This is a genomic window from Asticcacaulis sp., assembly GCF_047605585.1.
In the GTDB taxonomy this organism is placed as follows: domain Bacteria; phylum Pseudomonadota; class Alphaproteobacteria; order Caulobacterales; family Caulobacteraceae; genus Asticcacaulis.
The window spans coordinates 101,753-126,145 of sequence record NZ_JASGFK010000004.1 but is presented as its reverse complement, the minus strand read 5'-3'; the positions used below and the strand labels follow the sequence as shown (position 1 = coordinate 126,145).

At 61.6% G+C, this 24,393-nt stretch carries 22 protein-coding genes and 1 tRNA gene; 20 read left to right on the top strand and 3 right to left on the bottom strand.

The genetic code is table 11. The features are described from left to right. Positions 1-37 precede the first annotated feature (37 nt). From QM647_RS12575 to QM647_RS12555, 5 genes are all read left to right on the top strand, one after another. On the top strand, positions 38-640 hold the full coding sequence (locus QM647_RS12575) for a hypothetical protein (protein WP_414995870.1): 603 nt from the start codon (positions 38-40) through the stop codon (positions 638-640). A gap of 48 nt (positions 641-688) precedes the next feature. Beyond that, positions 689-1,624 (top strand): acetylglutamate kinase, encoded by a 936-nt coding sequence (gene argB, locus QM647_RS12570; protein WP_414995869.1) that lies wholly within the window; start codon positions 689-691, stop codon positions 1,622-1,624. Positions 1,625-1,745: 121 nt separating this feature from the next. Beyond that, on the top strand, positions 1,746-2,399 hold the full coding sequence (locus QM647_RS12565; protein ID WP_414995868.1) for a pyrimidine 5'-nucleotidase: 654 nt from the start codon (positions 1,746-1,748) through the stop codon (positions 2,397-2,399). A 70-nt stretch (positions 2,400-2,469) separates the two neighbouring features. Then, a complete protein-coding gene (gene dapD, locus QM647_RS12560) occupies positions 2,470-3,324 on the top strand; it encodes a 2,3,4,5-tetrahydropyridine-2,6-dicarboxylate N-succinyltransferase (RefSeq protein WP_414995867.1) in 855 nt (284 codons plus the stop codon). 113 nt (positions 3,325-3,437) lie between these two features. Continuing rightward, positions 3,438-3,512: transfer RNA gene (locus QM647_RS12555), tRNA-Glu, on the top strand. Between the two features lie 138 nt (positions 3,513-3,650). Here the strand turns inward: QM647_RS12555 and clpB are convergent. Beyond that, positions 3,651-6,233, bottom strand: a complete 2,583-nt coding sequence (gene clpB / locus QM647_RS12550; RefSeq protein WP_414995866.1) for an ATP-dependent chaperone ClpB — start codon at positions 6,231-6,233, stop codon at positions 3,651-3,653. 172 nt (positions 6,234-6,405) lie between these two features. Between clpB and QM647_RS12545 the strand changes: the two genes are divergently transcribed. The 4 genes from QM647_RS12545 to QM647_RS12530 all read left to right on the top strand — a co-directional run bounded on the left by QM647_RS12545 (position 6,406) and on the right by QM647_RS12530 (position 9,994). After that, complete coding sequence (locus tag QM647_RS12545; RefSeq protein WP_414995865.1) at positions 6,406-6,684, top strand: hypothetical protein; 279 nt, start codon at positions 6,406-6,408, stop codon at positions 6,682-6,684. Then, on the top strand, positions 6,681-7,523 hold the full coding sequence (locus QM647_RS12540; protein ID WP_414995864.1) for an SDR family oxidoreductase: 843 nt from the start codon (positions 6,681-6,683) through the stop codon (positions 7,521-7,523). Before QM647_RS12545 ends, QM647_RS12540 begins: the two co-directional genes overlap by 4 nt. Positions 7,524-7,601: 78 nt before the next feature. Continuing rightward, entirely contained in the window at positions 7,602-8,399 is a 798-nt protein-coding gene (locus QM647_RS12535) for an SDR family NAD(P)-dependent oxidoreductase (RefSeq protein WP_414995863.1), read from the top strand. Between the two features lie 14 nt (positions 8,400-8,413). Further along, complete coding sequence (locus QM647_RS12530) at positions 8,414-9,994, top strand: GMC oxidoreductase (protein WP_414995862.1); 1,581 nt, start codon at positions 8,414-8,416, stop codon at positions 9,992-9,994. On the opposite strand, the gene QM647_RS12525 is transcribed toward QM647_RS12530, so the two are convergent. Beyond that, positions 9,991-10,755: an alpha/beta hydrolase gene (locus QM647_RS12525; protein ID WP_414995861.1), complete on the bottom strand. Its 765-nt coding sequence runs from the start codon at positions 10,753-10,755 to the stop codon at positions 9,991-9,993. The two genes, QM647_RS12530 and QM647_RS12525, sit on opposite strands and share 4 nt — an antisense overlap. A gap of 42 nt (positions 10,756-10,797) precedes the next feature. Here QM647_RS12525 and QM647_RS12520 point away from each other — a divergent pair, with 42 nt between their 5' ends. The 3 genes from QM647_RS12520 to QM647_RS12510 all read left to right on the top strand — a co-directional run bounded on the left by QM647_RS12520 (position 10,798) and on the right by QM647_RS12510 (position 13,147). Beyond that, on the top strand, positions 10,798-11,958 hold the full coding sequence (locus QM647_RS12520) for a glycosyltransferase family 4 protein (RefSeq protein ID WP_414995860.1): 1,161 nt from the start codon (positions 10,798-10,800) through the stop codon (positions 11,956-11,958). Positions 11,959-12,116: 158 nt separating this feature from the next. Further along, positions 12,117-12,638: a translation initiation factor IF-3 gene (infC, locus tag QM647_RS12515; protein WP_414995972.1), complete on the top strand. Its 522-nt coding sequence runs from the start codon at positions 12,117-12,119 to the stop codon at positions 12,636-12,638. Positions 12,639-12,796: 158 nt separating this feature from the next. Further along, on the top strand, positions 12,797-13,147 hold the full coding sequence (locus QM647_RS12510; protein WP_414995859.1) for a cupin domain-containing protein: 351 nt from the start codon (positions 12,797-12,799) through the stop codon (positions 13,145-13,147). Here QM647_RS12510 and QM647_RS12505 read toward each other — a convergent pair whose 3' ends face one another. Further along, entirely contained in the window at positions 13,148-14,422 is a 1,275-nt protein-coding gene (locus tag QM647_RS12505; protein ID WP_414995858.1) for a Y-family DNA polymerase, read from the bottom strand. A 123-nt stretch (positions 14,423-14,545) separates the two neighbouring features. Between QM647_RS12505 and QM647_RS12500 the strand changes: the two genes are divergently transcribed. From QM647_RS12500 to QM647_RS12465, 8 genes are all read left to right on the top strand, one after another. Then, entirely contained in the window at positions 14,546-15,907 is a 1,362-nt protein-coding gene (locus QM647_RS12500; RefSeq protein WP_414995857.1) for an MFS transporter, read from the top strand. Continuing rightward, complete coding sequence (locus QM647_RS12495; protein WP_414995856.1) at positions 15,900-16,559, top strand: hypothetical protein; 660 nt, start codon at positions 15,900-15,902, stop codon at positions 16,557-16,559. The genes QM647_RS12500 and QM647_RS12495 overlap by 8 nt, the downstream gene beginning before the upstream one ends. Positions 16,560-16,739: 180 nt before the next feature. After that, positions 16,740-16,937 (top strand): 50S ribosomal protein L35, encoded by a 198-nt coding sequence (gene rpmI / locus QM647_RS12490; protein WP_414995855.1) that lies wholly within the window; start codon positions 16,740-16,742, stop codon positions 16,935-16,937. 14 nt (positions 16,938-16,951) lie between these two features. Then, the gene (rplT, locus tag QM647_RS12485; protein WP_414995854.1) at positions 16,952-17,308 is read left to right on the top strand and encodes a 50S ribosomal protein L20; all 357 of its coding nucleotides are present in this window, start codon (positions 16,952-16,954) and stop codon (positions 17,306-17,308) included. A gap of 134 nt (positions 17,309-17,442) precedes the next feature. Next, entirely contained in the window at positions 17,443-18,516 is a 1,074-nt protein-coding gene (gene pheS / locus QM647_RS12480) for a phenylalanine--tRNA ligase subunit alpha (RefSeq protein WP_414995853.1), read from the top strand. A 70-nt stretch (positions 18,517-18,586) separates the two neighbouring features. After that, on the top strand, positions 18,587-20,986 hold the full coding sequence (gene pheT, locus QM647_RS12475; protein ID WP_414995852.1) for a phenylalanine--tRNA ligase subunit beta: 2,400 nt from the start codon (positions 18,587-18,589) through the stop codon (positions 20,984-20,986). A 185-nt stretch (positions 20,987-21,171) separates the two neighbouring features. Beyond that, positions 21,172-22,953 carry a DUF1800 domain-containing protein gene (locus tag QM647_RS12470; protein WP_414995851.1) on the top strand — a complete coding sequence of 594 codons (1,782 nt, stop codon included), beginning with the start codon at positions 21,172-21,174 and terminating at the stop codon, positions 22,951-22,953. A gap of 9 nt (positions 22,954-22,962) precedes the next feature. Next, the gene (locus tag QM647_RS12465; RefSeq protein WP_414995850.1) at positions 22,963-24,381 is read left to right on the top strand and encodes a DUF1501 domain-containing protein; all 1,419 of its coding nucleotides are present in this window, start codon (positions 22,963-22,965) and stop codon (positions 24,379-24,381) included. The last annotated feature ends 12 nt before the right edge of the window (positions 24,382-24,393 follow it).

Genomic DNA, 24,393 nt, shown 5'->3' with positions numbered 1-24,393 from the left:
CGGACGTGATATTCTCATGTCTGGGAGGATGCGTATCATGGGTCTGGAAGCCGAAAGCGAACTGCGGGTTGGGCACGAACATCACCATGTCCATGCCGTGCTGGAAAGCCGCGAGTTGATCCTGCGTGGCGCCTTCAGACAGACCCTGCCCATCGCGGAACTAAAAGACCCACGCGCGGTCAATCACGAACTGCTGTTCGAACATGGTAGTCAGGCTTATGCGCTGGCCCTACCGGAAGGCCAGGCGGCAAAATGGCTCGTTAAACTGACGACCGAGCCACCTTCTCTGGCGCAGAAGCTGGGTATCGATACCGGCCATCGCGCACTGGTCTGGGGCCATGTCGATGATGGTCCGCTCAATGACGCCCTGATCAATGCCGTCACCACCGATCCCATGCACGCGGTCCTTTCCATCGCCGTGGCCCTGACCCCGGCCGAGCTGAATGCCGGGCTGGCCGAGGTTACCCAGCGCCTGCCGCACGCCCCGGTCTGGATCGTCTATCCCAAGGGCGCCACATCCAGTTTGCCGGAATCGGCGGTACGCACCCATATGCGGGCGCTGAATTTCGTCGATTCCAAAAGCTGCGCCGTCTCCGACACCCTGACCGCCACGCGCTTTTCCTTACGCAAACCAGCGTAACCTGAAAAAATTCATGACAGCGACACACGTATCCTGTATGGCGCGCGCATGATTATTCAGACCGAAATCGACTCCATCGAAGAGAAGGGCTGGGCCAACGCCAAGACCCTTGCCGAAGCCCTGCCCTATATCCAGATCTACGACCGCGAGATCGTGACGATCAAGTACGGCGGCCATGCCATGGGCGAGGCCGAAACGGCCAAGATCTTCGCCTCGGATATCGTGCTCCTGAAGCTGCTCGGCATCCATCCGGTGGTCGTGCATGGTGGCGGCCCGCAGATTTCTTCGATGCTCGGCCGCGCCGGGGTCAAGTCAACCTTTGTCGACGGCCTGCGCGTCACCGACGAGGCGACCATGGAAATCGCCGAGATGGTGCTGTCGGGCGCGGTCAACAAGGAGATCGCCAACTGGATCACCCAGGCCGGCCGCGAGGCCGATGTCCGCGGTGTCGGTCTTTCCGGCAAAGATGCCGGCCTGATCACGGTCGAGAAGGCCACGCGCATCAAGAAGGACCCGGATTCGATGATCGAACAGGTCGTCGATCTCGGCTTTGTCGGTGAACCGAAAAACGTCGACGACAAGCTGATCCGCACCCTGATCGATGATCCGAACCACGACTATGTGCCAGTCATCGCCCCGATCGGCGTATCGGAAGACGGCCATACCTTCAACATCAACGCCGATACGGTGGCGGGCGCCGTGGCCGGCAAGCTCAGTGCCAAGCGCATGCTGCTGCTGACCGATATCGCCGGCGTGCTCGACGAGAACAAGAACCTGATCCGCCAGATGACCATTTCCGAGGCGAAGGGCCTGATCGAAACCGGCGTCGCCGTCGGCGGCATGATCCCGAAGCTGGAAACCGCCATCATGGCGGTGGAAGCCGGCGTCGAGGCCGTGGTCATTCTCGATGGCCGCCGCCCGCACGCCATGCTGGTCGAACTGTTCACCGAACATGGCGCCGGTACTTTGATAACGGCGGACTAAACGTCCCTTCTCCCTGTTTACGGGGAGAAGGTGGCTCAACGGGCCGGATGAGGGGCTATGCCTCGGTCCAAGGCTCCTCACCCTGCCCTCTTCCCGCACGCGGGGAGAGGGGGAGAGACCGATGCACGCTGCCCTCGCCCACGTCGATACCTGGATCTTCGATCTCGACCAGACCCTCTATCCGCATGAGGCCAATATCATGTCGCAGGTCGAGGCGAAGATGGCCGCCTTCATGGTGCGCGAAACCGGCCTGGCCCCTACGGAAGCGGCCGTCTTGCGCGACAAATACCTCCAGGAACACGGCACCACCCTGGCCGGTCTGGTCGCCTACCACAATATCGACCCGTACGTGTTCCTGAACGAGGTCCATGACGTCTCGCTCGATACTCTGGCGCCCGATCCCGACCTGAACGGCATGATCCACGCCCTGCCCGGCCGCAAGCTGGTCTTCACCAATGGCGACGAGCGCCACGCCATCCGCCTGCTCGATCATATGGGCATGGCCGACCTGTTCCACGGTGTCTTCCATCTCGAACACGCCGAATGGATTCCCAAGCCCGCCCTGGTGACCTTCGAGAAGATGATGGCCGTGCATGCGGTCCATCCCCATACGGCCGCCTTTTTCGAAGACAGCCCGAAGAACCTCAAGCCGGCGCATCAGCTCGGCATGAAGACCATCCTCGTGGGCCCCAAAGCGCTTGATAATGGCGACAGCCACGTCGATTTCCGCGGCCCGTCGCTGAAAGCCTTTCTGAATGCGCTTGAGGCGAATTAAGGCTTGATCGCGCGGCTTCCCCGCCGTAAGGCCTAGCCATCTTTTTCAGCCCTATCAGATGAGCACAACCATGTCCGACCTCGCCGCCTTCAAGGATGATATCGAAGCCGCCTGGGATGCGCGCGACACCCTGTCGCCCGCCTATCGCGGTCCTTACCGCGAAGCCGTCGAAAAGGTGCTGGGCCTGCTCGATAATGGCCGTTTCCGTGTCTCGGAAAAGAAGGACGGCCAGTGGATCACACACGACTGGCTCAAGAAAGCCGTGCTGCTCTCCTTCCGCCTGAACGGCAACGAGCTGATGCACGCCGGCCATAACGCCTTCGACAGCGCCGCAATCGGTCCCTTCTGGGACAAGGTGCCGAACAAGTTCGCCAAGTGGAAGGACAAGGATTATCAGGACGCCGGCTTCCGCTCGGTGCCGGGCGCCATTGTCCGCGCCGGCGCCTTTGTCGGCAAGAACGTCGTGCTGATGCCGTCCTTCGTCAATATCGGCGCCTATGTCGATGAGGGCACCATGGTCGACACCTGGGCCACGGTCGGCTCCTGTGCCCAGATCGGCAAGAACGTGCACCTTTCCGGCGGCGTTGGCATCGGTGGCGTGCTGGAGCCGCTGCAGGCCACACCGACCATCATCGAGGACAACTGCTTCATCGGCGCGCGTTCGGAAGTGGTCGAGGGCTGCATCATCCGCGAAGGCTCCGTGCTCGGCATGGGCGTTTTCATCGGCAAGTCGACCCGTATCGTCGATCGCGCCACCGGTGAGGTCTTCTACGGTGAAGTGCCGCCCTATTCGGTGGTCGTGGCCGGCGCCATGCCTTCGGCCAATAACCTGAACGGCCCGGCGCTTTACTGCGCCGTCATCGTCAAGCGCGTCGATGCCCAGACGCGCTCCAAGACCGGCATCAACGAACTGCTGCGCGACTAAAAACAAAAAGCCCGCTCCTCCGAGTGGGCTTTTTTGATAATGCTTGTGGAAATCGCACGCGCAGGGCTTGACCGTTTCATCCGGATCGGCCAAAGAACCGCCTCTGCCGATGCGGTCCCTTCGTCTATCGGTTAGGACGTCAGGTTTTCAACCTGAAAAGAGGGGTTCGACTCCCCTAGGGACTGCCAATCGGAACACCCCGTGACTTACGGGGTTTGGGGGCCGCGCCCCCAAGATTTCTCTACTCACTAAAAAAGCCCCGTCCCTGGACGAGGCTTTTTTAGTGAGTAAGGCAAGGTTTGTGGGGTCACAGACCCCACACCCCATTAGTTTACGGTGGGCTTGCCGATCGTCAGGTCCTCCCCGTCGAAGCCGACATGGATGACATCGCCATCCGTCACCTCGCCGCCAAGAATCTTGCGGGCGATCTCATCCACCAGCAGCTTCTGGATCACCCGCTTCAGCGGACGCGCGCCATAGGCGGGGTCATAGCCCTTGTCGGCCAGGTAGTTCAGCGCCGCATCGTCAATGCTCAGCGTCATTTCCCGATCGGCCATCAGCTTTTCCAGACCCTTGAGCTGGATCCGCACGATGTCGTGCATATGCACCCGGTCAAGGCGATGGAACAGGATCATCTCGTCGATCCGGTTGAGGAACTCCGGCCGGAAGTGCTTGCGCACCGCGTTCAGCACCAGCGGACGCACGGCTTCGATATCCCCGTCCGGCTCCATATTGACCAGCACATCCGAACCGAGATTGGAGGTCATGACGATCAGGGTATTGCGGAAATCGACCACACGCCCCTGCCCGTCCGTCAGACGGCCATCGTCCAGCACCTGCAACAGGATGTTGAATACGTCCGGATGCGCCTTCTCGACCTCGTCGAACAGCACCACCTGATAGGGCCGGCGCCGCACGGCTTCGGTCAGCGCGCCGCCCTCGTCATAACCGACATAGCCCGGAGGCGCGCCGATCATGCGCGAAACGGAGTGCTTCTCCATATATTCCGACATGTCGAGGCGGGTGATGGCCGTCTCGTCATCGAAGAGAAACTCTGCCAGGGCCTTGTTCAGCTCGGTCTTGCCAACACCCGTAGGCCCCAGGAAGAGGAACGAACCGATCGGACGGTTCGGATCTTTCAACCCGGCCCGCGCCCGGCGCACGGCATCCGCCACGGCGGTCAGGGCTTCGTCCTGGCCAACCACGCGGCCGCGCAACACATCTTCCATGCGCAGCAGCTTGTCGCGCTCGCCTTCCAGCATCTTGTCGACCGGAATACCGGTCCAACGCGAGACGACCTGAGCGATCTGGGTGCTGTCGACCACTTCCGGCGTCAGCGGCGAGTCTTCGCCTTGCGGCGCATTTTCCGCCCGTTCCAGTGCCTTTTCCAGCGCCGGAATGATGCCGTACATGATCTCCGAGGCCTTTTGCAGGTCGCCGGCGCGCTGGGCATTGGCCAGGTCGATCCGCGCCCGATCCAGCGCCTCGCGTGACCGCGCGGCCGAGCCGACCTTGTCTTTTTCCGCTTTCCAGCGCGTGGTCAGGGCCAGTGACTTTTCTTCCAGCTCTTCCAGTTCCTCGGACAGCTTTTCGAGACGCGTCTTCGAGCCGGCATCGGTTTCCTTTTGCAGGGCCTCGCGCTCGATCTTGAGCTGCACGATCCGGCGATCCAGTTCGTCCAGTTCTTCCGGCTTGGAATCGACGGCCATGCGCACGCGCGAGGCCGCTTCGTCGATCAGGTCGATGGCCTTGTCCGGCAGGAAACGGTCGGCGATATAGCGATTGGAAAGCGTGGCCGCTGAAACGATGGCCGAGTCCGAAATGCGTACACCGTGGTGGACTTCATACTTTTCCTTCAGCCCGCGCAGGATCGAGATCGTGTCCTCCACGGTCGGCTCGGTGACGAAGACCGGCTGGAAACGCCGGGCCAGGGCCGGATCTTTTTCCACATGCTTGCGGTACTCATCGAGCGTGGTGGCGCCAACACAGTGCAGTTCGCCGCGCGCCAGCGCCGGCTTGAGCAGGTTGGAGGCATCCATGGCGCCATCGGATTTGCCGGCACCAACCAGGGTGTGCATTTCATCGATGAAGAGCACAATCTGACCTTCGGCCTGCGTCACCTCATTGAGCACGGCCTTCAGGCGTTCCTCGAACTCGCCGCGGTATTTCGCCCCGGCGATCAGGGCGCCCATATCGAGCGACAGCAGCTTCTTGTCCTTCAGTGATTCCGGCACGTCGCCATTGACGATGCGCTGGGCTAGGCCTTCGACGATGGCGGTCTTGCCAACGCCGGGCTCACCGATCAGGACCGGATTGTTCTTGGTACGGCGCGCCAGAACCTGGATGGTGCGGCGGATTTCCTCGTCACGGCCGATAACCGGATCGATCTTGCCGTCGAGCGCCGCCTGGGTCAGGTCGCGGGCATATTTCTTCAGGGCATCGAAGCCGTTTTCGGCCGAGGCGCTGTCAGCCGGCTTGCCCTTGCGAAAGGCGGTCTGCGCGTCCTTCAGCTTGCCGAGCGAAATGCCGGCGGCCTTCAGGGCCTCCGCGCCGTCCTTGTTGTCGGCGGCGGCAATCAGCAAGCGGTCGGCGGTGACGAAGCTGTCGCCAGCCTTGTTGGCTTCGGCCTCGGCGTCATTGAACAGCTTGGCGGTTTCGTTGGCCATATAAAGCTGCGCGCCACCGGTAACGGCAGGCAGCTTGCCAAGCGCCAGGTCAACGGAAGCGGAAAAGGCGTCGGCGCGACCGCCGGCCAGATTGATCAGCTGACTGGCCAGCGAGTCCTTGTCTTCGGTCAGCGCCTTCAGCACATGGACCGGCGTGAAATACTGGTGATTGCGTGCCTGCGCGATCCCTTGGGCGCTCTGGATAAGCTTTTGTGTTTTCTCGGAATATTTTTCGATATTCATAGTCTGTGGGTCCCCATTCCGGCGGATTGAATTTCCGGCCGCCCCTCAAAAGGCAGCGGCCCGATGGCTCCGATATGGTGTGACATTCGCATCACACAAGAGGCCCACGCCTCAGAATATGCCGAATAAAAGAGGCTGGTGTCACTGCGGCAAATTGCCTATAAAGCCAGGCATGAACCCCAAGATTTTCTACCCCGCCGCCGCCCTGATCGCGCTCCTGATGATCGCGCTGAGTTTTGTCTGGCCGCAGGGCCTGGGGCAAAGATCACCGGCGCCTTTCGGCCACGCCATCGAGAAGCCGGACTATTACCGCATGGTCCGCGAACGCGACGCCCGCCGCCAGAAGCAGGAAGAGGACCGCGCCCGCAACGACAAGATGACGGCAGACCGTCAGGCGGCCGAAGCCTCGGAAAACGCCTCGGCCGGTGTCTTCGCGTCTGACGCCCCTTGAAACCGAGGGCCCTGGTCTTCGGATATGGCTTTATCGGTGCCGTCTTCGCCGATGCCGCCCGCGCCGCCGGTTACGATATCGCCGCCACGGCCCGCACACCGGAAAAACGCGGTGAACTAAGCGCACAGGGCATTGCGCCCATCGATCCGGCTGATCCGGACGGCCTGGCGGAAGCCGTCAGTAAATCTGTCGCCCTGCTGATTACCCCGGCACCCGATGAGAATGGCTGCCCGGCCTTCGCCGCATTGGGCGTGTCCGACCTGGCCGGAAAATGGGTCGGCTATCTGTCCACCACCGGCGTCTATGGCAATCGAGGCGGCGGCTGGGTTTTTGAAGACTCGGCGCTTGCGCCGACCTCCACCGAAGGCCGCCGCCGTGTTGTGGCCGAGACACAATGGCTCGGCGTCGGGGCACACATTTTCCGCCTGCCAGGCCTGTATGGCTCCGGCCGCAATGTCATCGAACGGCTGCAAGACGGCACAGCACGGCGCATCCATAAACCCAATCACGTCTTTTCCCGCCTGCATCATGACGATTGCGCCACCGCGCTGATGGCCAGCCTGGATCGCCCCAGAGCGAGCGGCATCTATAATCTCTGCGACGATGAACCCGCCCCCGCCGACACGGTGCTGGAATATGCCGCCACCCTGACGGGCCTGCCCCTGCCGCCGGTCATCGCCTGGGATGATCCGTCCTTAAACGGCAAGATGCGACGCTTCTATAATGACAACAAGCGCGTCTCCAATGCCCGCGCCAAGGCCGAACTCGGTTGGCGGCCGCGCTACCTCACCTATCGCGAGGGACTGGCTGACATATGGAGTCACTTGAAGGCGGATTAGCAAGCTATCGCCTCTCGCGAAGAGGGCTTGCAGCCGACCGACAAACTTCTAAGTTATAAGTACGCCCTGGAGGCCATCATGAGTCGTACCTACCTGATCACCGGAGCCTCGTCCGGTATCGGCGCGCAGTTTGCCCGATCCTATGCCCGACGCGGCAATAACCTGATCCTGGTGGCGCGCCGCCTCGACCGGCTGGAAGCCCTGGCGGCCGAGCTTCGTGCGGCGCATGGCGTCGAAATCACCTGCCTGGACGCCGATCTCGGCGATCGTGCGCAGGTAAACAGTCTGCTGGCGCGTATCAAGGAGATGAACCTCCGCCCCGACGGCCTGATCAACAATGCCGGCTATTCCCTGGCCCATACCTTCACCACTACCACGGCGAAGCAGCAGCTAGATTTTATCGAGGTCTGCGTGGCGGCGCCGACCCTGCTGGCCCATGGCCTGCTCAATGACATGCTGGGACAGGGTTTTGGGCGGATCATCAATGTCTCGTCCATGGTCGCCTTTTCGCCGGGCGCCTCCGGTCATACGCTTTATCCGGCAGCCAAGGCCTACATGCTGAAATTTTCGCGCTCCCTGGCGGCCGAGGTCGGGGCCAAGGGGATACATGTCACCGCGCTGTGTCCTGGCTCGACCGAGTCCGAATTCCAGCACGCCAATGGCATGGACGCCGTGCTGAAAACGCATCCGGCGCGCTTTGTCCAGACCGCCGAGGCCGTGGTCGAGGCCGCCATCCGCGCCAACGAGGCCGGCCGCGAGGTCATCGTCACCGGCCTGTTCAACCAGATCGCCGTCGCCGCCATGACCCTGTTGCCCGATGGCCTGATTACCCCGCTGATCCGCTGGGGCGCCAAAAAGTATCAACTCAAAGAATAGGCCCAGAGAGTCAAATGCCGCAAGCCGCCACCGCGACCGAATCCACGCATTACGACATCATCATTATCGGCTCCGGTGCCGGGGGCGGCACACTTGCCTATGCTTTAGCCAATACCAGCAAACAAATTCTGATCCTGGAGCGCGGCCAGGAGCTGCCGGTCGAGCCGCAGAACTGGGACTCGAAGGCCGTTTTCGTCGATCACCGCTACCGCACAAAGGAACAATGGCTGGACAAGGCCAACAAGCCCTTCACGCCCAATACCAACTACTGGGTCGGCGGCAATACCACCTTCTATGGCGCGGCCCTGATGCGCATGAAGAAGCGCGATTTCGAGGCGGTGGAGCACTCTGACGGTCTCTCCCCGGCGTGGCCGCTTTCCTATGCCGATTATGCGCCGTGGTACGAACAGGCGGAAAAGCTGTGGCGGGTCCATGGCGAGCGCGGCATCGACCCCAACGACCAGCCAGACGATCCGCCCTTTCCCTATCCGCCGGTCATGGATGATCCCGGCGTCGCCCGGCTGAAACAGCATTTCCAGGACCTGGGCTGGCATCCGTCACCCCTGCCGCTCGGGGTCAATCGCGATGACGCCAATCCCCTGACCTCGCACTGCGTCCGCTGCACCACCTGCGGCGGTTATCCCTGCCTGCTCAAGGCCAAGAGCGACGCCCGCAGTATCGTGATCGATCCCATCCGCGACCTGCCGAACGTCACCATCCTGACCGGACATAAGGTCAAACGCATCGAGTCGCACGACAAGGCCGTCACCGGCGTGGTCACCGAAACCGCGGATGGCGGCCTCCAGACCTTTACCGGCGATCTCTACGCCCTGGCCGCCGGCGCCGCCAACAGCGCCGCTATCCTGCTGCAATCGGCCACGGCCGCGCATCCGAACGGTCTGGCCAATAGTTCCGGTCTAGTCGGGCGCAACTACATGTTCCACACCACCTCGGCGGTCATCTCGATCATGGCCGACCGCTTCGATTCGACCTTCCCCAAGACCTTTGCCGTCAATGACTTCTATTTCGGCGACAAGGACTATCCCTATCCGATGGGACAGATCCAGTTGCTGGAATATATGTCCGGCCAGACCCTGGAAGGCCAGATTTCCGACATCCTGCCGCCCGCCCTGATCCCGGATTTTCTCAGCAATGACATCGCCCGCCACATGGTCGCCTTCCTGACTATGACCGAGGACCTGCCACGCGAAGAGAACCGCGTCACTGTCACCGAAACCGGCCAGATCAAACTGACCTATACGCCGAACAATCTACCGGCCCACCTCAAGCTGACGCAAAAGCTGGAACAGGCCCTGAAAAGCTTTTCCCTGCGCCAGCACACCCTGTTCGAGCCGCACTTCCAGATCGATTCCCTGCTGCCGCTCTACGGCACAGCGCACCAGTGCGGCACCCTGCGCTTCGGCCGCGATCAGGCCACCAGCGTGCTGGATGTCAACTGCAAGGCGCACGATCTCGACAATCTTTATGTCGTCGATACGTCCTTCTTCGTCTCCAGTTCGTCGGTCAACCCTACGCTGACGACCGTGGCCAATGCCCTGCGCGTGGGCGAGCACCTGAAGGAGCGGATGGCCTAGCTGCGCAGCTCCGCCGCCATATCGACCAGCAGGTCGAGGTCCTGCGGGCGTGACAGGCGATGATCGCCGTCCTTGATCAGGTGAATATGCGCGTCCGGCGTGGTGACGGTCTCCAGCAGGCGCAGGCCATGACGCCACGGCACGACATCGTCCTTCATGCCGTGTAGAATACGCACAGGTCCATCGAAAGGCAGGGGCGCGTTTAGCACCTCATATTGCCGGGCTTCCTCGAAAAAGGCCTGTGACAACGGCACCGGCCGATCATAGCCCGGCATCATCCAGACGCCGGAAATCTCAAGCTGGCGCCGATCCTCCGGTGACAGGGAGGGCTGGATCAGGGCCGTAACGAAATCGGCCGCCGGCGCCAGGAAGCCCGCCGCCTGGATGCGCTCGGGCCGCGCCTGCATCAGCAGGGAGAGCATATGGCCGCCCATGGAGGAACCAATGGCCACCACCGGGCCATCGGTCAGTTGATCCAGCACCGCCAAAGCGTTGTCCCGCCAGCGCCCGACGCGTGCCTCAGCGATGTTCCCGCCGGTCTCGCCATGGGCGAAATAGTCGAAACAGAGAAAATCCCAGCCGCGGGCCTCAGCTTCGGCGGTCAGACGCGTGACCTTGCTGCCGGTCATGTCGGAGAGAAAGCCGCCCAGCCACAGGAGGGTTGGTCCGCTGCCGGACACGCGACGCCAGGCGAGGCGGTCACCGTTTGGGGTATCCAGCCACTGGACCGGCGCTTGTAATGGGGGTATTTCCGTGCTCATTGCCTGTTTTAGTCAATACCGCCCTCGTCCTGCAAGAGCCTTATGCCCAAGCCCACCTTCACCGCATGCGTTCTGCAGGTCGTCCCCGAAGTGGATACGGGCGGCGTCGAGCAGACCGTGGTCGATGTCAGCGAGGCTGTGATCGCCGCGGGCGGGCGCTCGATTGTGGCCACCAAGGGCGGCCGGCTGGAAGACCGCCTGCTGAAAAAAGGCGCCACCGTCATCCATATGCCGGTGCACAGCAAGAACCCCTTCGTCCAGTGGCAGAACGCAAACGCCATTCGCCGCCTGATACGGCAGGAAAAGATCGATATCGTCCATGTCCGTTCGCGCGCCCCGGCCATGGCCGCCATCGGCGCGGCAAAAGCCGAGGGCATCCGCAGCGTGGCCACCTATGCCGGCATCTATAACGCCAGATCAGGCCTGAAGCGCTGGTACAACAGCCAGATGACGCGGGCTGATATCACCATTGCAAATTCGGACTTCACCCGTGCCCATATCCTGAAAACCTATCCCGGTGTGTCGCCGGAAAAGGTGATCAGTATCCCGCGCGGCATCGATATGAAGCGCTTCGATCCGGAAGCCTTTGATGTGCGCAAGATCCTGAAAATGGAGGAAAGCTGGGGCGTGCTTTCGGGGGACGGCCGCATCCGCTTTCTGCTGGCCGGGCGCCTGACCAAATGGAAGGGCCAGGCCTTGATCGTTGAGGCAGCCAATATGCTGCGCCATGAGGATATCGACAACTTCCTGATCATTATGGTGGGGGATGACCAGGGCCGCAGCGACTACACGAAGGCGCTGAAGGACAGCATCCACAAGTACGGTCTTGAGGAACGCATCAAGCTGGTCGGTCACTGCGATGATATGCCGTCGGCCTATTCTGCCTGCCATTATGCCCTGGCGCCCTCGCTGGAACCGGAAGCCTTTGGTCGCACGGCGGTCGAGCCCCAGGCCATGCAGCGCCCGCCGCTCGCCGCTGATCATGGCGCCACGGCCGAAACCGTCATCCCCGGCGAGACCGGCTGGCTGGTCAGGCCTGGCGATGCCCACGCCTGGGCCGATGCCATGAAGGCCGCCATTACCCTGCCGGAAACCGAGCGCTTCGAGATGGGCCATCAGGGCCGCGAACACGTTCTGGAGCAGTACAGCCTGCCGCTGATGTGCCAGCGCACCCTTGATATTTACCGCTCGCTGCTTACATAAGCATCGCGCCTAAAGCGCCACAGACGGTAACAATTCCCAAAATATAAGCGGCTATTTAACCTTTCCGGCGCATAGGGGATTGAAACAAACCCCTTGATTCGCCATAATCCGCGCAATTCGTTTTAACAGACTCAGGAGAACGACCTATTCGTCGTCCAATTCAAGCCCCGCCTCCCAAAGACGGCCCCCGCATCAACAATGAGATCAAGGTTCCCCGTGTACTGTTGATCGACGCTGCCGGCGAAAAGCAAGGCATTATGCCGACCTCCGCCGCTCTGGAAGCCGCCGAAGAAGCCGGTCTCGATCTCGTCGAAGTCTCTCCCACCGCCGATCCTCCCGTCTGCAAGATCCTCGATTACGGCAAGTTCCGTTTCCAGGAACAGAAGAAGAAGGCCGAGGCGCGCAAGAAGCAGAAGGTCGTTGAAATCAAGGAAATCAAGCTTCGCCCCAATATCGATATTCACGATTATGAGGTGAAGGCCAAGGCCATGACGCGCTTCTTTGAAGAAGGCGACAAGGTCAAGGTGACGCTGCGCTTCCGCGGCCGTGAAATGGCCCACCCGGAACTCGGTATGAAGCTGCTGCAAAAGGTGAAAGCCGACTTCGAGCCCACCACCAAGGTCGAATACGAACCGAAGATGGAAGGCAAGCAGATGATCATGATTTTGGCGCCGAAATAGGCCGCCGGATCGGAACAGATAAAGCCCTGCGCAAGCGGGGCTTTTTTGTTGTCTGCCTTCTTATACCTCCCCAGTTTACTGGGCAGGGGAACCGACGCGCTCTTGCGCGTTGGTGGTGGGGTATCTTACTTTAAGTTCACACCACTGAAAGCCCCGCCATGTCCCAATTCATTGCCTTCGACCGCTCGACTGTCACGCCGGAACACGACCGCCCGAAGCCAGAACGTGTGATCGCGGGCGATCCGCAGTTCACCTCATGGCTTCTGGAAACCACGCCGGACGAGAAGACCTATGCCGGTTACTGGGCCGCCACGCCGGGCACCTGGCGGGTGAGTTATGACGAATGGGAATACTGCACCATCCTCGAAGGCCATGCCATCGTCACTGAGGACGGCCAGCCGCCCGTGACATTAAAGGCCGGTGATCATATCGTCTTTCGCAATGGCTATCAGGGCCAGTGGCAGGTGATCGAACCGGTGCTGAAGACCTTCGTCATTATCCTCCCCTGATCATTCCCAGAATTCCGGCTGTTCCGGGATGCGGTTGAAGGCGATCTTGGCGCCGACAAAGCCGTGCATCTTGGTGCGCGGCCCGATGGTCACCGTATCCTTACCGTACTTCTGGTTCAGGCCATCGAGCGCCGACAGCAGGTTCATATGGCGGCCATCCTCCTCTCCCTCCGGCGTCCAGCCGAACAGGTCAGGCTTGGCCCTTGCCTCGATCAGGTGCAGGCAGGTCACCACGATCTGCTTGACGCGCGGCACCTTCAGCTTGCGCTCACACTGCGCCCACAGGTCATCGGAGGCTTCCAGCATGCGAAAACTGTCCGAGGTCACGGCGAAACGCGTGGCCGCCTCCAGCCGCTCGCCATTCGCACCGCGCAGGTATAGGTGCAAGCCACCGCATTTATAGCCCATACGCCGCAGCCGTGATCCACACTTGGCCGTCAGCCGCCGGGCCACGCCGCGTGCGTGCTCGGCCGGCCGCAATTCCTTTGCCAGCACATGACCGTGGGTGATACTGGCCCGGTGAGTTTCGATCTCCGGCGGATCGGTGCCATGCAGCGCATACCAGAAGTTTTCTCCCATGATACCGCGCCAGAGCTGACGCATCCGCGAGGGCGACAGATCCCACAGCTGCCGGACCGTATGAATACCCGCGGTGTTGAGCCGGGTCTTCATCGAGCGTCCGATGCCTGCGAATTCGTCGATCTCCAGATCGAGCAGCGCCCCTGGCAATTCATCTTGACGCAGCACGGTCAGGCCCAGCGGCTTCTTCATGTCCGCCGCCGTCTTGGCCAGCAGGCGCGACGGCGCAACGCCGATGGAGGCCGTCAGGCATTCACCGACATTTTCCAGGATGCGCCGCTGGATGCGATGGCCCAGAGCCCGCGCCGGCGCCTCCAGCCGTTGCGGGCCCATCAGCCGGCACGCCACCTCGTCGATCGAGCAGACTTTCTCGACGGGGATGACCTGATCGATCTGTTCCAGGATCTTGTTATGCACATCGACATAGCGATCCGGCCGGGCTTCGCGGACAATCAGGCCGGGGATCTTCTCCCGCGCCTCCTTCACCTGGGTGCCGGTCTTAACACCGAACGCCTTGGCTTCGCGGCTGGCAGCGATGGCGCAGGTGTAGTCCGACATGACCGGCACCACGATCACCGGCCGGTTGCGGATCTCTGGCTCATCCTGCTGGGCGCAACTGGCGAAGAAGCTGTTCATGTCGAGATAGAGCCAGCGCAAGTCGCCGCCATCTCTCCAGCGAGGATCAAGATCCGTCATGTCTGCTTTCTGCGCCATAACGGAACATAACAAGAACATTTTAAAAGAGTCAAGTCACAGGCTTCACGCACTCGCGATAAAGAAACTGTCGCAATCGACGGCAAATCATTTATAACCCCCGTCATGGCCAAACCCGATACCCGCATTGCGTCCACGGACGAGTCCTTGCTGTCCGAACCGGATCAACTGCGCCTTGTCGAAGAAGATGCCCAAGAAAACGCCAAAGAAGACGAAAGCGATACGCGCACCTTTTTTCGCGGCCGCCTGCTGCGCAAGGTACGCCTGTTCCTGAATGAAAACGGCCCCCTGGCCGCCATGTTCGCCGTGGTTTTCGTCAATCTGGTCGGCTTCGGCATTGTCGTGCCGCTGATGCCCTTCTTCGCCCAGAGCCTGCAGGCCCAGGCATGGCAGGTGACCCTGATGTTCACCACCTACTCGCTCGGCCAGTTCTTCGCCGAGCCCTATTTCGGCCGGCTTTCCGACCGCATCGGCCGCAAGCCGATCCTGATCGTCACCACGGCGCTCAGCGTTCTCTTCTATATATTGCTGGCCTTCGCACCGAATATCTGGATCGCCATCCTGATCCGCTTCTTCAGCGGCCTCAGTTCCGGCAATATCTCGACCATCCAAGGCTATGTCTCCGATGTTTCCCCGCCGGATAAACGCGCCGGCCGCATGAGCCTGATCGGCGGCGCCTTTTCGCTCGGTTTCATCATCGGGCCCTTTATCGGCGGGATACTGAGCCATGAAACCACCGCCGGCGGCAACCAGTTCCGCCTGCCGCTGATGGGCGCCGCCACGCTTTCGGCCTTCGCCACGCTCGGCGTCATGCTGTTCATTCGTGAAAGCCGTCAGCGAAAGACCAAGGTCGAGGCCGCGCAGCCCAATATCCTGAAAACGGCGCAGGAGGCCCTGCAGAGCCCGGTAATCCTTCGGCTGATCCTGTCCACCCTGTGCTACATGATGGCCTTCGCAGGACTGGAATCGACCTTCGGCCTGTGGGCGGAAGCGCGCTTCCACTGGGGGCCGAAAGAAATCGGCGCCATCTTCCTGCCGCTCGGCATTGCTGCGGCCCTGATGCAGATGGTCTTCATGCGGCCGCTAACCCGGCGCTACGGTGAAAGCCGGGTGCTGGCGGCAGGGCTGTTTGTCTTCGGCCTGAGCTTCGTCCTTCAGGGCATGAACCCTTTCGGCTGGCTAATCACCCCCATTGTCATGCTGGGCGCGCTCGGCCAGGCCGTCATCTTCTCCTCGATCTGCGCCATCATTTCGCTGTCGACCCCGCCGGACAAGCAGGGCGCCATGCTGGGCCTGAACATGTCAACCGGCGCCATCGCCCGCATCACCGGCCCTATGTTCGCCGGCTATGCCTTCAGCCTGTTCGGCCCGGACGCCTCGGTGTGGATGGGCGCGATTACCACCCTGCCCGCCGCTTTGCTGGCCCTGCAGCTCGGCAAGTACCAGAAGCGAAAAGCGCATGGATAATTTTGAAGCCGACTGGCTGCGTTTTCATCCCAACAGCCAGCCGGTCGGGCACCTGCTGCGCGAGGCCGAAGGCTGGAACCTGACGCGCTTTCACTTCCTGCCCAATGACCGCCGACTGGCCGCCGACCATGACGAACTGCGCGCGGTGCTGGAGCGTTTCAACCGGGTCGCCACCGCCACGCTTGGCGAAGACGCACCCTGCTGGCTCGTCATCCTGCAATCGCCCAACCAGGATCGCCGGCTGGGCCAGCGCCTGGAACGGATCAAGTCACGCTACAGCCTGACGCCTGGCTGGTCCTTCTTCAATCCGGTCGATAATCTCAGCTATCAGGCCTGCGCCGGCGAAATCACCTGGCGGACGGATGGCTTCAATCGCCTGCTGCTGCATGTTTACCAGACCGAGCTGTGGGACGTGATGTGGATGAATAAGGAAACCGGCGCGGTCTTCAGGCCCTATGACGCCGGCGCCGATATCTCGCAACCGACGCCCAATGACCTGATCGCGCGCATTGCCAGCTTCTACGGCTGGATGCCGACCGATGGCCGGGGCTATATCCATTTCAATGCCGCCCAGATGGCGACGGCGAAATTCCAGGTCACCAAGCCCTGCGCCGAAGCGATCCAGAAGGTTATCGCAGCGGAGAAGAGGTAAGGCGGCACTCTCTTTGCGATTCAGTCCTTGCGCTGCCAGGCCTTTTCCTGTAACAGCCTCCGTTCTTGCGCGGCGCTCTACCGCTCCGCTGCTTGAGAGCTTCGACCCGCCGGGCCAAAAGGCATGCCTGGGCGAGTCTCAATCCTTATAGAGGGCGGCTTTAATCCAGCCGTACATGAAATGCCCAAGCTGAAGACCAAGTCGGGCGCCAAGAAGCGCTTCCGCATCACTGCCTCTGGCAAGGTGAAGGCCGGCGTCGCCGGTAAGCGTCACCGTCTGATCTCTCACAATTCGAAGTACATCCGTCAAAACCGGGGTACCGAAGTAATGTCCGGCCCGGACATCGTGAAGATCAAGTCCTACATGCCGTACGCCTAAGGAGACAGTGAACAATGGCTCGCGTTAAAAGAGGCGTAACTTCCCACGCCAAGCACAAGAAGGTTTTGAAGCTCGCCAAGGGTTTCTATGGCCGTCGCAAGAACACCATCCGCACCGCCAAGGCCGCCGTCGACAAGGCCGGCCAGTACGCTTACCGTGACCGCAAGGTCAACAAGCGTAACTTCCGCGCCCTGTGGATCCAGCGCATCAATGCCGCTGCCCGCCTGGAAGGCTTCACCTATTCGCAATTCATCCATGGCCTGAACGTGGCCGGCATCGACATGGACCGTAAGGTTCTGTCCGATATCGCCATGCACGACGCCGACGGCTTTAAGGCCGTTGCCGAAAAGGTGCGCGCGGCTCTGGCCTAAGTCTCTGGGTTGATCGCAGATCGGTCCTGAACAAAAGAACCCCGCACCTTTACCGGTCGCGGGGTTTTTTGTGCTTTATCCCCGGCGGCCTTTCGCCTAAACACACCCATCCGTTTTCTGTGAAGATAAGCCTGATGACCGCCTATACCGACCTCCAGACCGAAATCGAAGGCGAGATCGCCGCCGCCTCAGACCTGGCCGCCCTTGACGCCGTGCGCGTCTCGGCCCTGGGCAAGACCGGCCGCATTTCCGGCCTGCTCAAGACCCTGGGTGCCCTGCCGCCGGAAGAGCGCAAGACCACTGGCGCCGCCATCAATGCCGTGCGTGACGCTGTTTCCGCCACTCTGGAAGCCCGCAAGGATGTGCTCGAAGCCGCGCACCTGGCCGAGCGCCTGGCGAAGGAACGCATCGATCTCTCCCTGCCCTCGGCCCCGCGTCCGAAGGGCGGCGTCCACCCGACCCTTCAGGTCATGGACGAAATGATCGCCATCTTCGCCGACATGGGTTTCGAAGTCGCCGAAGGTCCGGATATCGAGGACGACTTCCATAACTTCACCGCGCTGAACTTCCCGGAAAAGCATCCAGCGCGCGAAATGCACGACACCTTCTTCTTCAACCCGGATGAAAACGGGGTCAGGAAGCTGCTGCGCACCCATACCTCACCCGTGCAGATCCGCTCGATGATCTCCGGCAAGCCCCCCTTCCGCCTGATCGTGCCGGGGCGCGTCTTCCGCTGCGACTCAGACCAGACCCACACGCCAATGTTCCACCAGATCGAAGGCCTGGTGATCGACAAAACCGCACACATGGGCCACCTGAAATGGGTGCTGGAAACCTTCATTTCGCGTTTCTTTGAAACGGACAGCGTCACCACCCAGTTCCGCCCGCACCACTTCCCCTTCACCGAACCCTCGGCGGAGATGGATGTGCGCTGCTCGTGGGAAAAGGGTGAGCTCAAGGTCGGCACCGGTGACTCGTGGCTGGAAATCCTCGGCTGTGGCATGGTCCATCCGAACGTGCTGCGCGCCTGCGGCGTCGATCCGGATGAATACCAGGGCTTTGCCTGGGGCATGGGCGTCGATCGCCTGACCATGCTGAAATACGGCGTGCCGGACCTGCGCGACATGTTCGCCGCCGATACGCGCTGGCTTCAGCATTACGGCTTTAGCGGGTTCAATGCGCCGAACAGCGCTTCCGGCCTCTCCTAAGATTTAAGGCAAGGAGGCCCATTCTTCTTAGGAAAGATTGGCTCCTTGACCTCATGACAAAGACAAGAACATGAAATTCTCGCTCTCCTGGCTTAAAGACCACCTCAAGACCGACGCCACCATCGATGAGGTGGCGGCCGCCATGACCATGGCCGGTCTCGAAGTCGAAGACATCCATGATCCCGCCAAGGCGCTTAAGCCCTTCTCGGTCGCCAAGGTCATCGAGGCCGCCCGTCACCCGAACGCCGACAAGCTTCAGGTGCTCCAGGTCGATACCGTCGACGGCCGCAAGGAAATCGTCTGCGGCGCTCCCAATGCCCGCGCCGGCATGACCACCATCTATGCCCCGATCGGCGCCTATGTGCCCGGCCTCAGCGTCACGCTGGTCGAAAAGCCGGTGCGCGGCGTCGTCTCCAACGGCATGATGTGCTCGGGCGCCGAACTGGAACTCGACAGCGACGCCGACGGCATCCTCGACCTGCCCGACAGCCTGGCCGTCGGTACGCCGGCCGCCGAGGTCTTTGGTGCCGAACCGGTCATCGACTTCGAAGTCACCCCCAACCGTCCCGACTGGCTGGGCGTCCACGGCATTGCCCGCGATCTCGCCGCCACGGGTCTTGGCACTTTCACCGAGAAGACGATTGCGCCGGTTGCCGGCACCTTCCCCTCCTCCATCACCGTCAAGGTCGATGGCGACGGCTGCCGCCATTTCACCGGCCGCGTTATCCGCGGCGTGAAGAATGGCCCCTCGCCCAAGTGGTTGCAGGACAAGCTCAAGGCCATCGGTCTGAAGCCGATCTCGACCCTCGTCGACATCACCAACTACCTGTCTTACGACCGCGCCCGCCCGCTGCACGTCTATGATGTCGCCAAGCTGTCCGGCACCACGCTCGAAGCGCGTCTCGGCCACCACAACGGCGTGCATGACGAACAACTGATCGCGCTCGATGGCAAGACCTATGACATCGGCCCGGACATGTGCGTCATCGCCGACGCCGATGGCCAGCGCCCGATCGGGCTGGGCGGCGTCATGGGTGGCGAGTCGACCGGCGTCGATGAGACCACCACCGAGGTCTTCCTCGAATCCGCCTGGTTCGATCCGATCCGCATCGCCCAGACCGGCCGCACCTTGAGCCTCAATTCTGATGCGCAGTACCGCTTCGCGCGCGGCGTCGATCCGCAATCGACCCGTCCGGGTCTGGAACTGGCCACCCAGTTGATCCTCGATCTCTGCGGCGGGGAAGCCTCTGAGGTTGTTGAAGCCGGCACGCCGGTTGAAGGTCGCGCCGATGTGAGCTTCGATCCGGCCTATGTTGGCCAGTTGACCGGCCTCGATGTCCCGACCGACAAGATCGCCGAAATCCTGACCGCGCTGGGCTTCGGCGTGACCAAAGGCACCCCATGGACCGTTACCGTGCCGTCATGGCGCCGTGATGTCGATGGCAAGGCCGATCTGGTCGAGGAGGTCGCCCGCATCTACGGCTTCAACCAAATCCCGGCCACGCCCCTGCCGGTCGTAGGCCTGCGTCCCGGTGGCGTGCTGACCGGCCAGCAGGCCAAGGCCCGCATCGCGCGCCGCGCTCTCGCCGCCTTTGGCTATAGCGAAGCCGTCACCTGGTCGTTCATGCGCCAGGACTGGGCGAAGCTGTTCGGCGGCGGTGACGATACGCTCGTCCTTGCCAACCCGATCGCTTCGGAACTGAACTGCATGCGGCCCTCCAGCCTGCCGAACCTGCTGGAAGCCGCCGGCCGCAATGCCGCGCGCGGGTTCTCGGGCGTGCAACTGTTCGAGATCGGGCCCATCTACCAGGGCCTGGAACCGAACGACCAGAAGACCACCATCACCGCGATAAAAGCGCCGGACAAGTCGCGCCATTGGTCCGCCCGTGGCGAAGACGCCCTGTTCGCGCTCAAGGGCGACCTGATGGAACTGCTGGAAGCCATGGGCGCGCCGGTGGTCTCGCTGCAACTGGTTCAGGGCAACAACAATGGCTGGTGGCATCCCGGCCGTTCAGCCCGCCTGCAACTGGGCCCGAAGCAGATCGTCGCCGAGTTCGGCGAACTGCATCCGGCCGTGCTCAAGGCGCTGAATCTCGACGGCGCTCACGTCGGCTTCGAAATCCGCCTCGACCTGCTGCCCTCGCCCAAGGCGAAGTCCGGCAAGTCCAAAGGCGCGCTGACCCTCTCCAACCTGATGCCGCTGACCCGCGACTTCGCCTTCCTGCTGCCAGCCGAATCCGCTTCCGGCGATCTGGTTCGCGCCATCAAGGGCGCCGACAAGGTGCTGATCGGCGATGCGCAGGTGTTCGACGTCTATACCGGCGCCGGCGTCCCCGAAGGCCAGAAATCCCTGGCCGTCGAGGTGACCCTCACCCCGACCGACAAGACCCTGACCGAACCGGAGATCGAGGCCGTCAGCGCCAAAATTATCGCCGCCGCCGGTAAGGCGGGGGCCATTTTGCGCGCATAAGGCGAAACGCCAAAGCCTTTTGCACCAATTTGCATATATGCAGATGGCCTTGGCGATCACGATTCTGTTTTTGGGAGAACAGAGTTTCGCGATTTAGGAAAACGTTAACACCTGGACAACATAGGTTTGTTTCACGCCCGACACAGGGCCTGTAACAAAGTAACCTCTTGCCGGGGCACAGACACGTGGATTTACAGGATACGCGACCCGAAACGCACGATGAACCGATCCCTGTCCCCGCCGCGGCACAAACGCCCGCCCCAGATCCCGTAACCACTCCGTCCGTCGCCGGGCTTGGCCTGCTGGGTGCCCTGTCGGTGGCGCTTTCCGCCTGCGGTGGCGGCGGTGGCGGCAGCAGTTCCAGCGGTGGCGGTTCGACCACGCCGGTCAGTTACAACTATCCGCAAGCCGAAGCCGCCCGCTTTCTGCTGCAGACCCAGTTCGCCTTTGAGGACAGCGACCTCACCACGCTCAATTCCAAGGGCTATGACGGCTGGCTGACGGCCCAGTTCAATACGTCAGCCACCCAGACCGGCGTGGCCTGGCTGAATTCCCAGGGTCATAATGTACCCAATTCCGGCGGCAATTATTTCGATTCAACGCCCACCGACTACATGATCTGGCACGCGTTGATGACAGATACCGACCAGTTGCGCAAACGTTGCGCCCTGGCCGTATCGGAAATGATGGTGGCTTCGGTCAATCCGATCGGCGGCTGGTGGCCCGCCTATGTCATCACCGGCTATTGGGACATGCTCAATGCCAATGTGTTCGGCAACTTCCGCACGCTGCTTGAACAGGTCACGCTCAATCCGGCCATCGGCACCTTTCTGAATACAGCCGGCAATCTCAAGGAAGATACCGCCACAGGCCGCGAGCCCGACGAAAACTACGCCCGCGAGGTGATGCAGCTCTTCACCATCGGCCTGTATGAGCTGAATACCGACGGCACCCCCAAGACCGACCTTTTGGGCAACAAGACGGAAACCTACAAGCAAAGCGATATCTCCAACCTGGCCCGTGTCTTTACCGGTTATGACTGGGACTGGTCGAAAGTCACCTGGACGGATGTCAGCTGGCTCGATTACGACGTGCCGTCGACCGAGTTTGCCACAACGCCCATGACGTTCAACGCCGATGACCATTCGATGCTTGAAGCCACCTTCCTGGGCGTAACCATCCCCGCCAATACCTCCGGTCCGGATGCCCTCAAGATCGCCCTCGACACCCTGTTCAATCACCCGAACGTCGGCCCCTTCTTCGGCAAGCAGATGATCCAGCGGCTGGTGACCTCCAATCCGTCACCCGCCTATGTGTCCCGCGTCGCGGCCAAGTTCAACGACAATGGCTCCGGCGTACGGGGCGATCTGAAGGCGGTGTGGCGGGCCATACTGATGGATGACGAGGCGCGCACCCTGCCGACCAACACCACGGCGGGCAAACTGCGCGAACCGATGATCCGTTTCGTGCAGTGGGCGCGGACCTTCGATATCTACAGTTCGGACGGCTATTGGCAGATCTATGACCTGTCCAGCTCCGACTGGGGCCTGGGCCAGAGCCCGTTGCATTCGCCTTCGGTGTTCAACTTTTTCCGGCCAGGCTATGTGCCGCCGCAGACCGAAATCGCCGCCGCCGGGGATGTGGCGCCGGAATTCCAGCTGCACAATGAGACCACCGTCGCGGGCTATATCAACTTCTTCACCTCCACGATACGCGACGGCTACGGCAATGTGAAACCCGACTACACGGCCATCCTGGCCAAGATCAGCGACTCGCAGGCCCTGCTCGACTGGATGAACCTGCGCCTGAGCGCCAACCAGGTTTCCGCCGCCACCATTGCCCGCATCAAGACGGCGATTGACGCCCATCCGATCACTTCCACCAGCACGGATGACGACAAGCTGGACCGCATCTGCAACTGCGTTCTGCTGCTGATGACCTGCCCCGAATATTTGATCCAGAAATAGGGAATTCACATGTACAACAGCCGAATTCCCGACCTCAGCCGCCGTGCCTTCCTGAAAAGGGCTGCCGCAATGGCCGGCCTGGGCGCCGCTGCCCCAATGGCCATGAATCTGGCCAGTGTCGGCGAGGCCGCGGCCATGACCGCCACCGATTACAAGGCGATCGTCTGCTGCTTCTTCTATGGCGGTAATGACTATGCCAATACCGTTATTCCCTACGACCTGACCAATTACGATCTCTACAGCGCCATTCGCGGCGGCGCGGCCGGCCGCCAGCGCGGCGGGGTGGCGCTCGGCCGCAGCGAACTGGACGGCACGGCCCTGACCACCCTGACTTCGCAGACCCTGACCAATAATATTCAATACGCCCTAGCGCCGGAACTGACCGGCGTGGCCTCACTGTTCAATTCCGGCAAGGCGGCCGTGCAGCTCAATGTCGGCCCGCTGGTCGTGCCGCTCACGCTCGCCCAGTATGAAAGCGGCAGCAAGTCCTATCCCCTGCCGCCCAAGCTGTTCTCACACAACGACCAGCAATCAATCTGGCAGTCGCTCAGTTCCGAAGGCTCGACGGTCGGCTGGGGCGGCCGCATGGGCGATCTGGCCCTGTCGTCCAACGGCCAGAGCCTGATGACCTGCATCTCGGCCTCCGGCAATGCGGTCTTCGTCTCCGGCAATAACACCCTGCAGTACCAGATCAGCACCGATGGCGCGATCCCGATCTGGGCCTCCAAGGGCTGGATGTTCGGCTCCGCCGAAGCCTCCAACCTGCTGCATGACCTGATTACCGAGACGCGCACCCACGTCATGGAAAACGCCTTCAATGCCGTGACCAAGCGGTCGATCGACATGGAGACCGTCGTCAACGCGGCGCTGGCCCCGATTACCCTGACCACCACCTTCGACCAGACCAACTACCTGGCCCTGCAGTTCCAGATCATTGCCAAGCTGATCGCCGCGCGCAACACGCTCGGCAGCAAGCGGCAGGTTTTCTTCGTCTCTATGGGCGGTTTCGACAATCATGACGGCCTGATGACGGACCATCCTGCCCTGATGGCGGCCTTCAATTCGGCCGTGACCTCCTTCTATAACGCCACTGTCGAACTGGGCGTCGCCGACAAGGTCACCACCTTCACGGCTTCCGATTTCGGACGTACCCTGGCCTATAATGGCGATGGCTCCGATCACGGCTGGGGCGGCCACCATTTCGTCATTGGCGGCGCGGTCAAGGGTGGCCAGTATTACGGCACGGCGCCGCATATCTCGCTGGAAACCGATGATCAGGTTGGCCAGGGTCGCCTTCTGCCCTCGACCTCGGTCGATCAGATGGCCGCTACGCTTGGCAAATGGTTCGGCCTGTCGAGTTCGGAAATCACCTCGGTCCTGCCCAATATCGGCAACTTCGCCACGGCGGATATGGGCTTTCTCGGTTAACGACGCTTAACC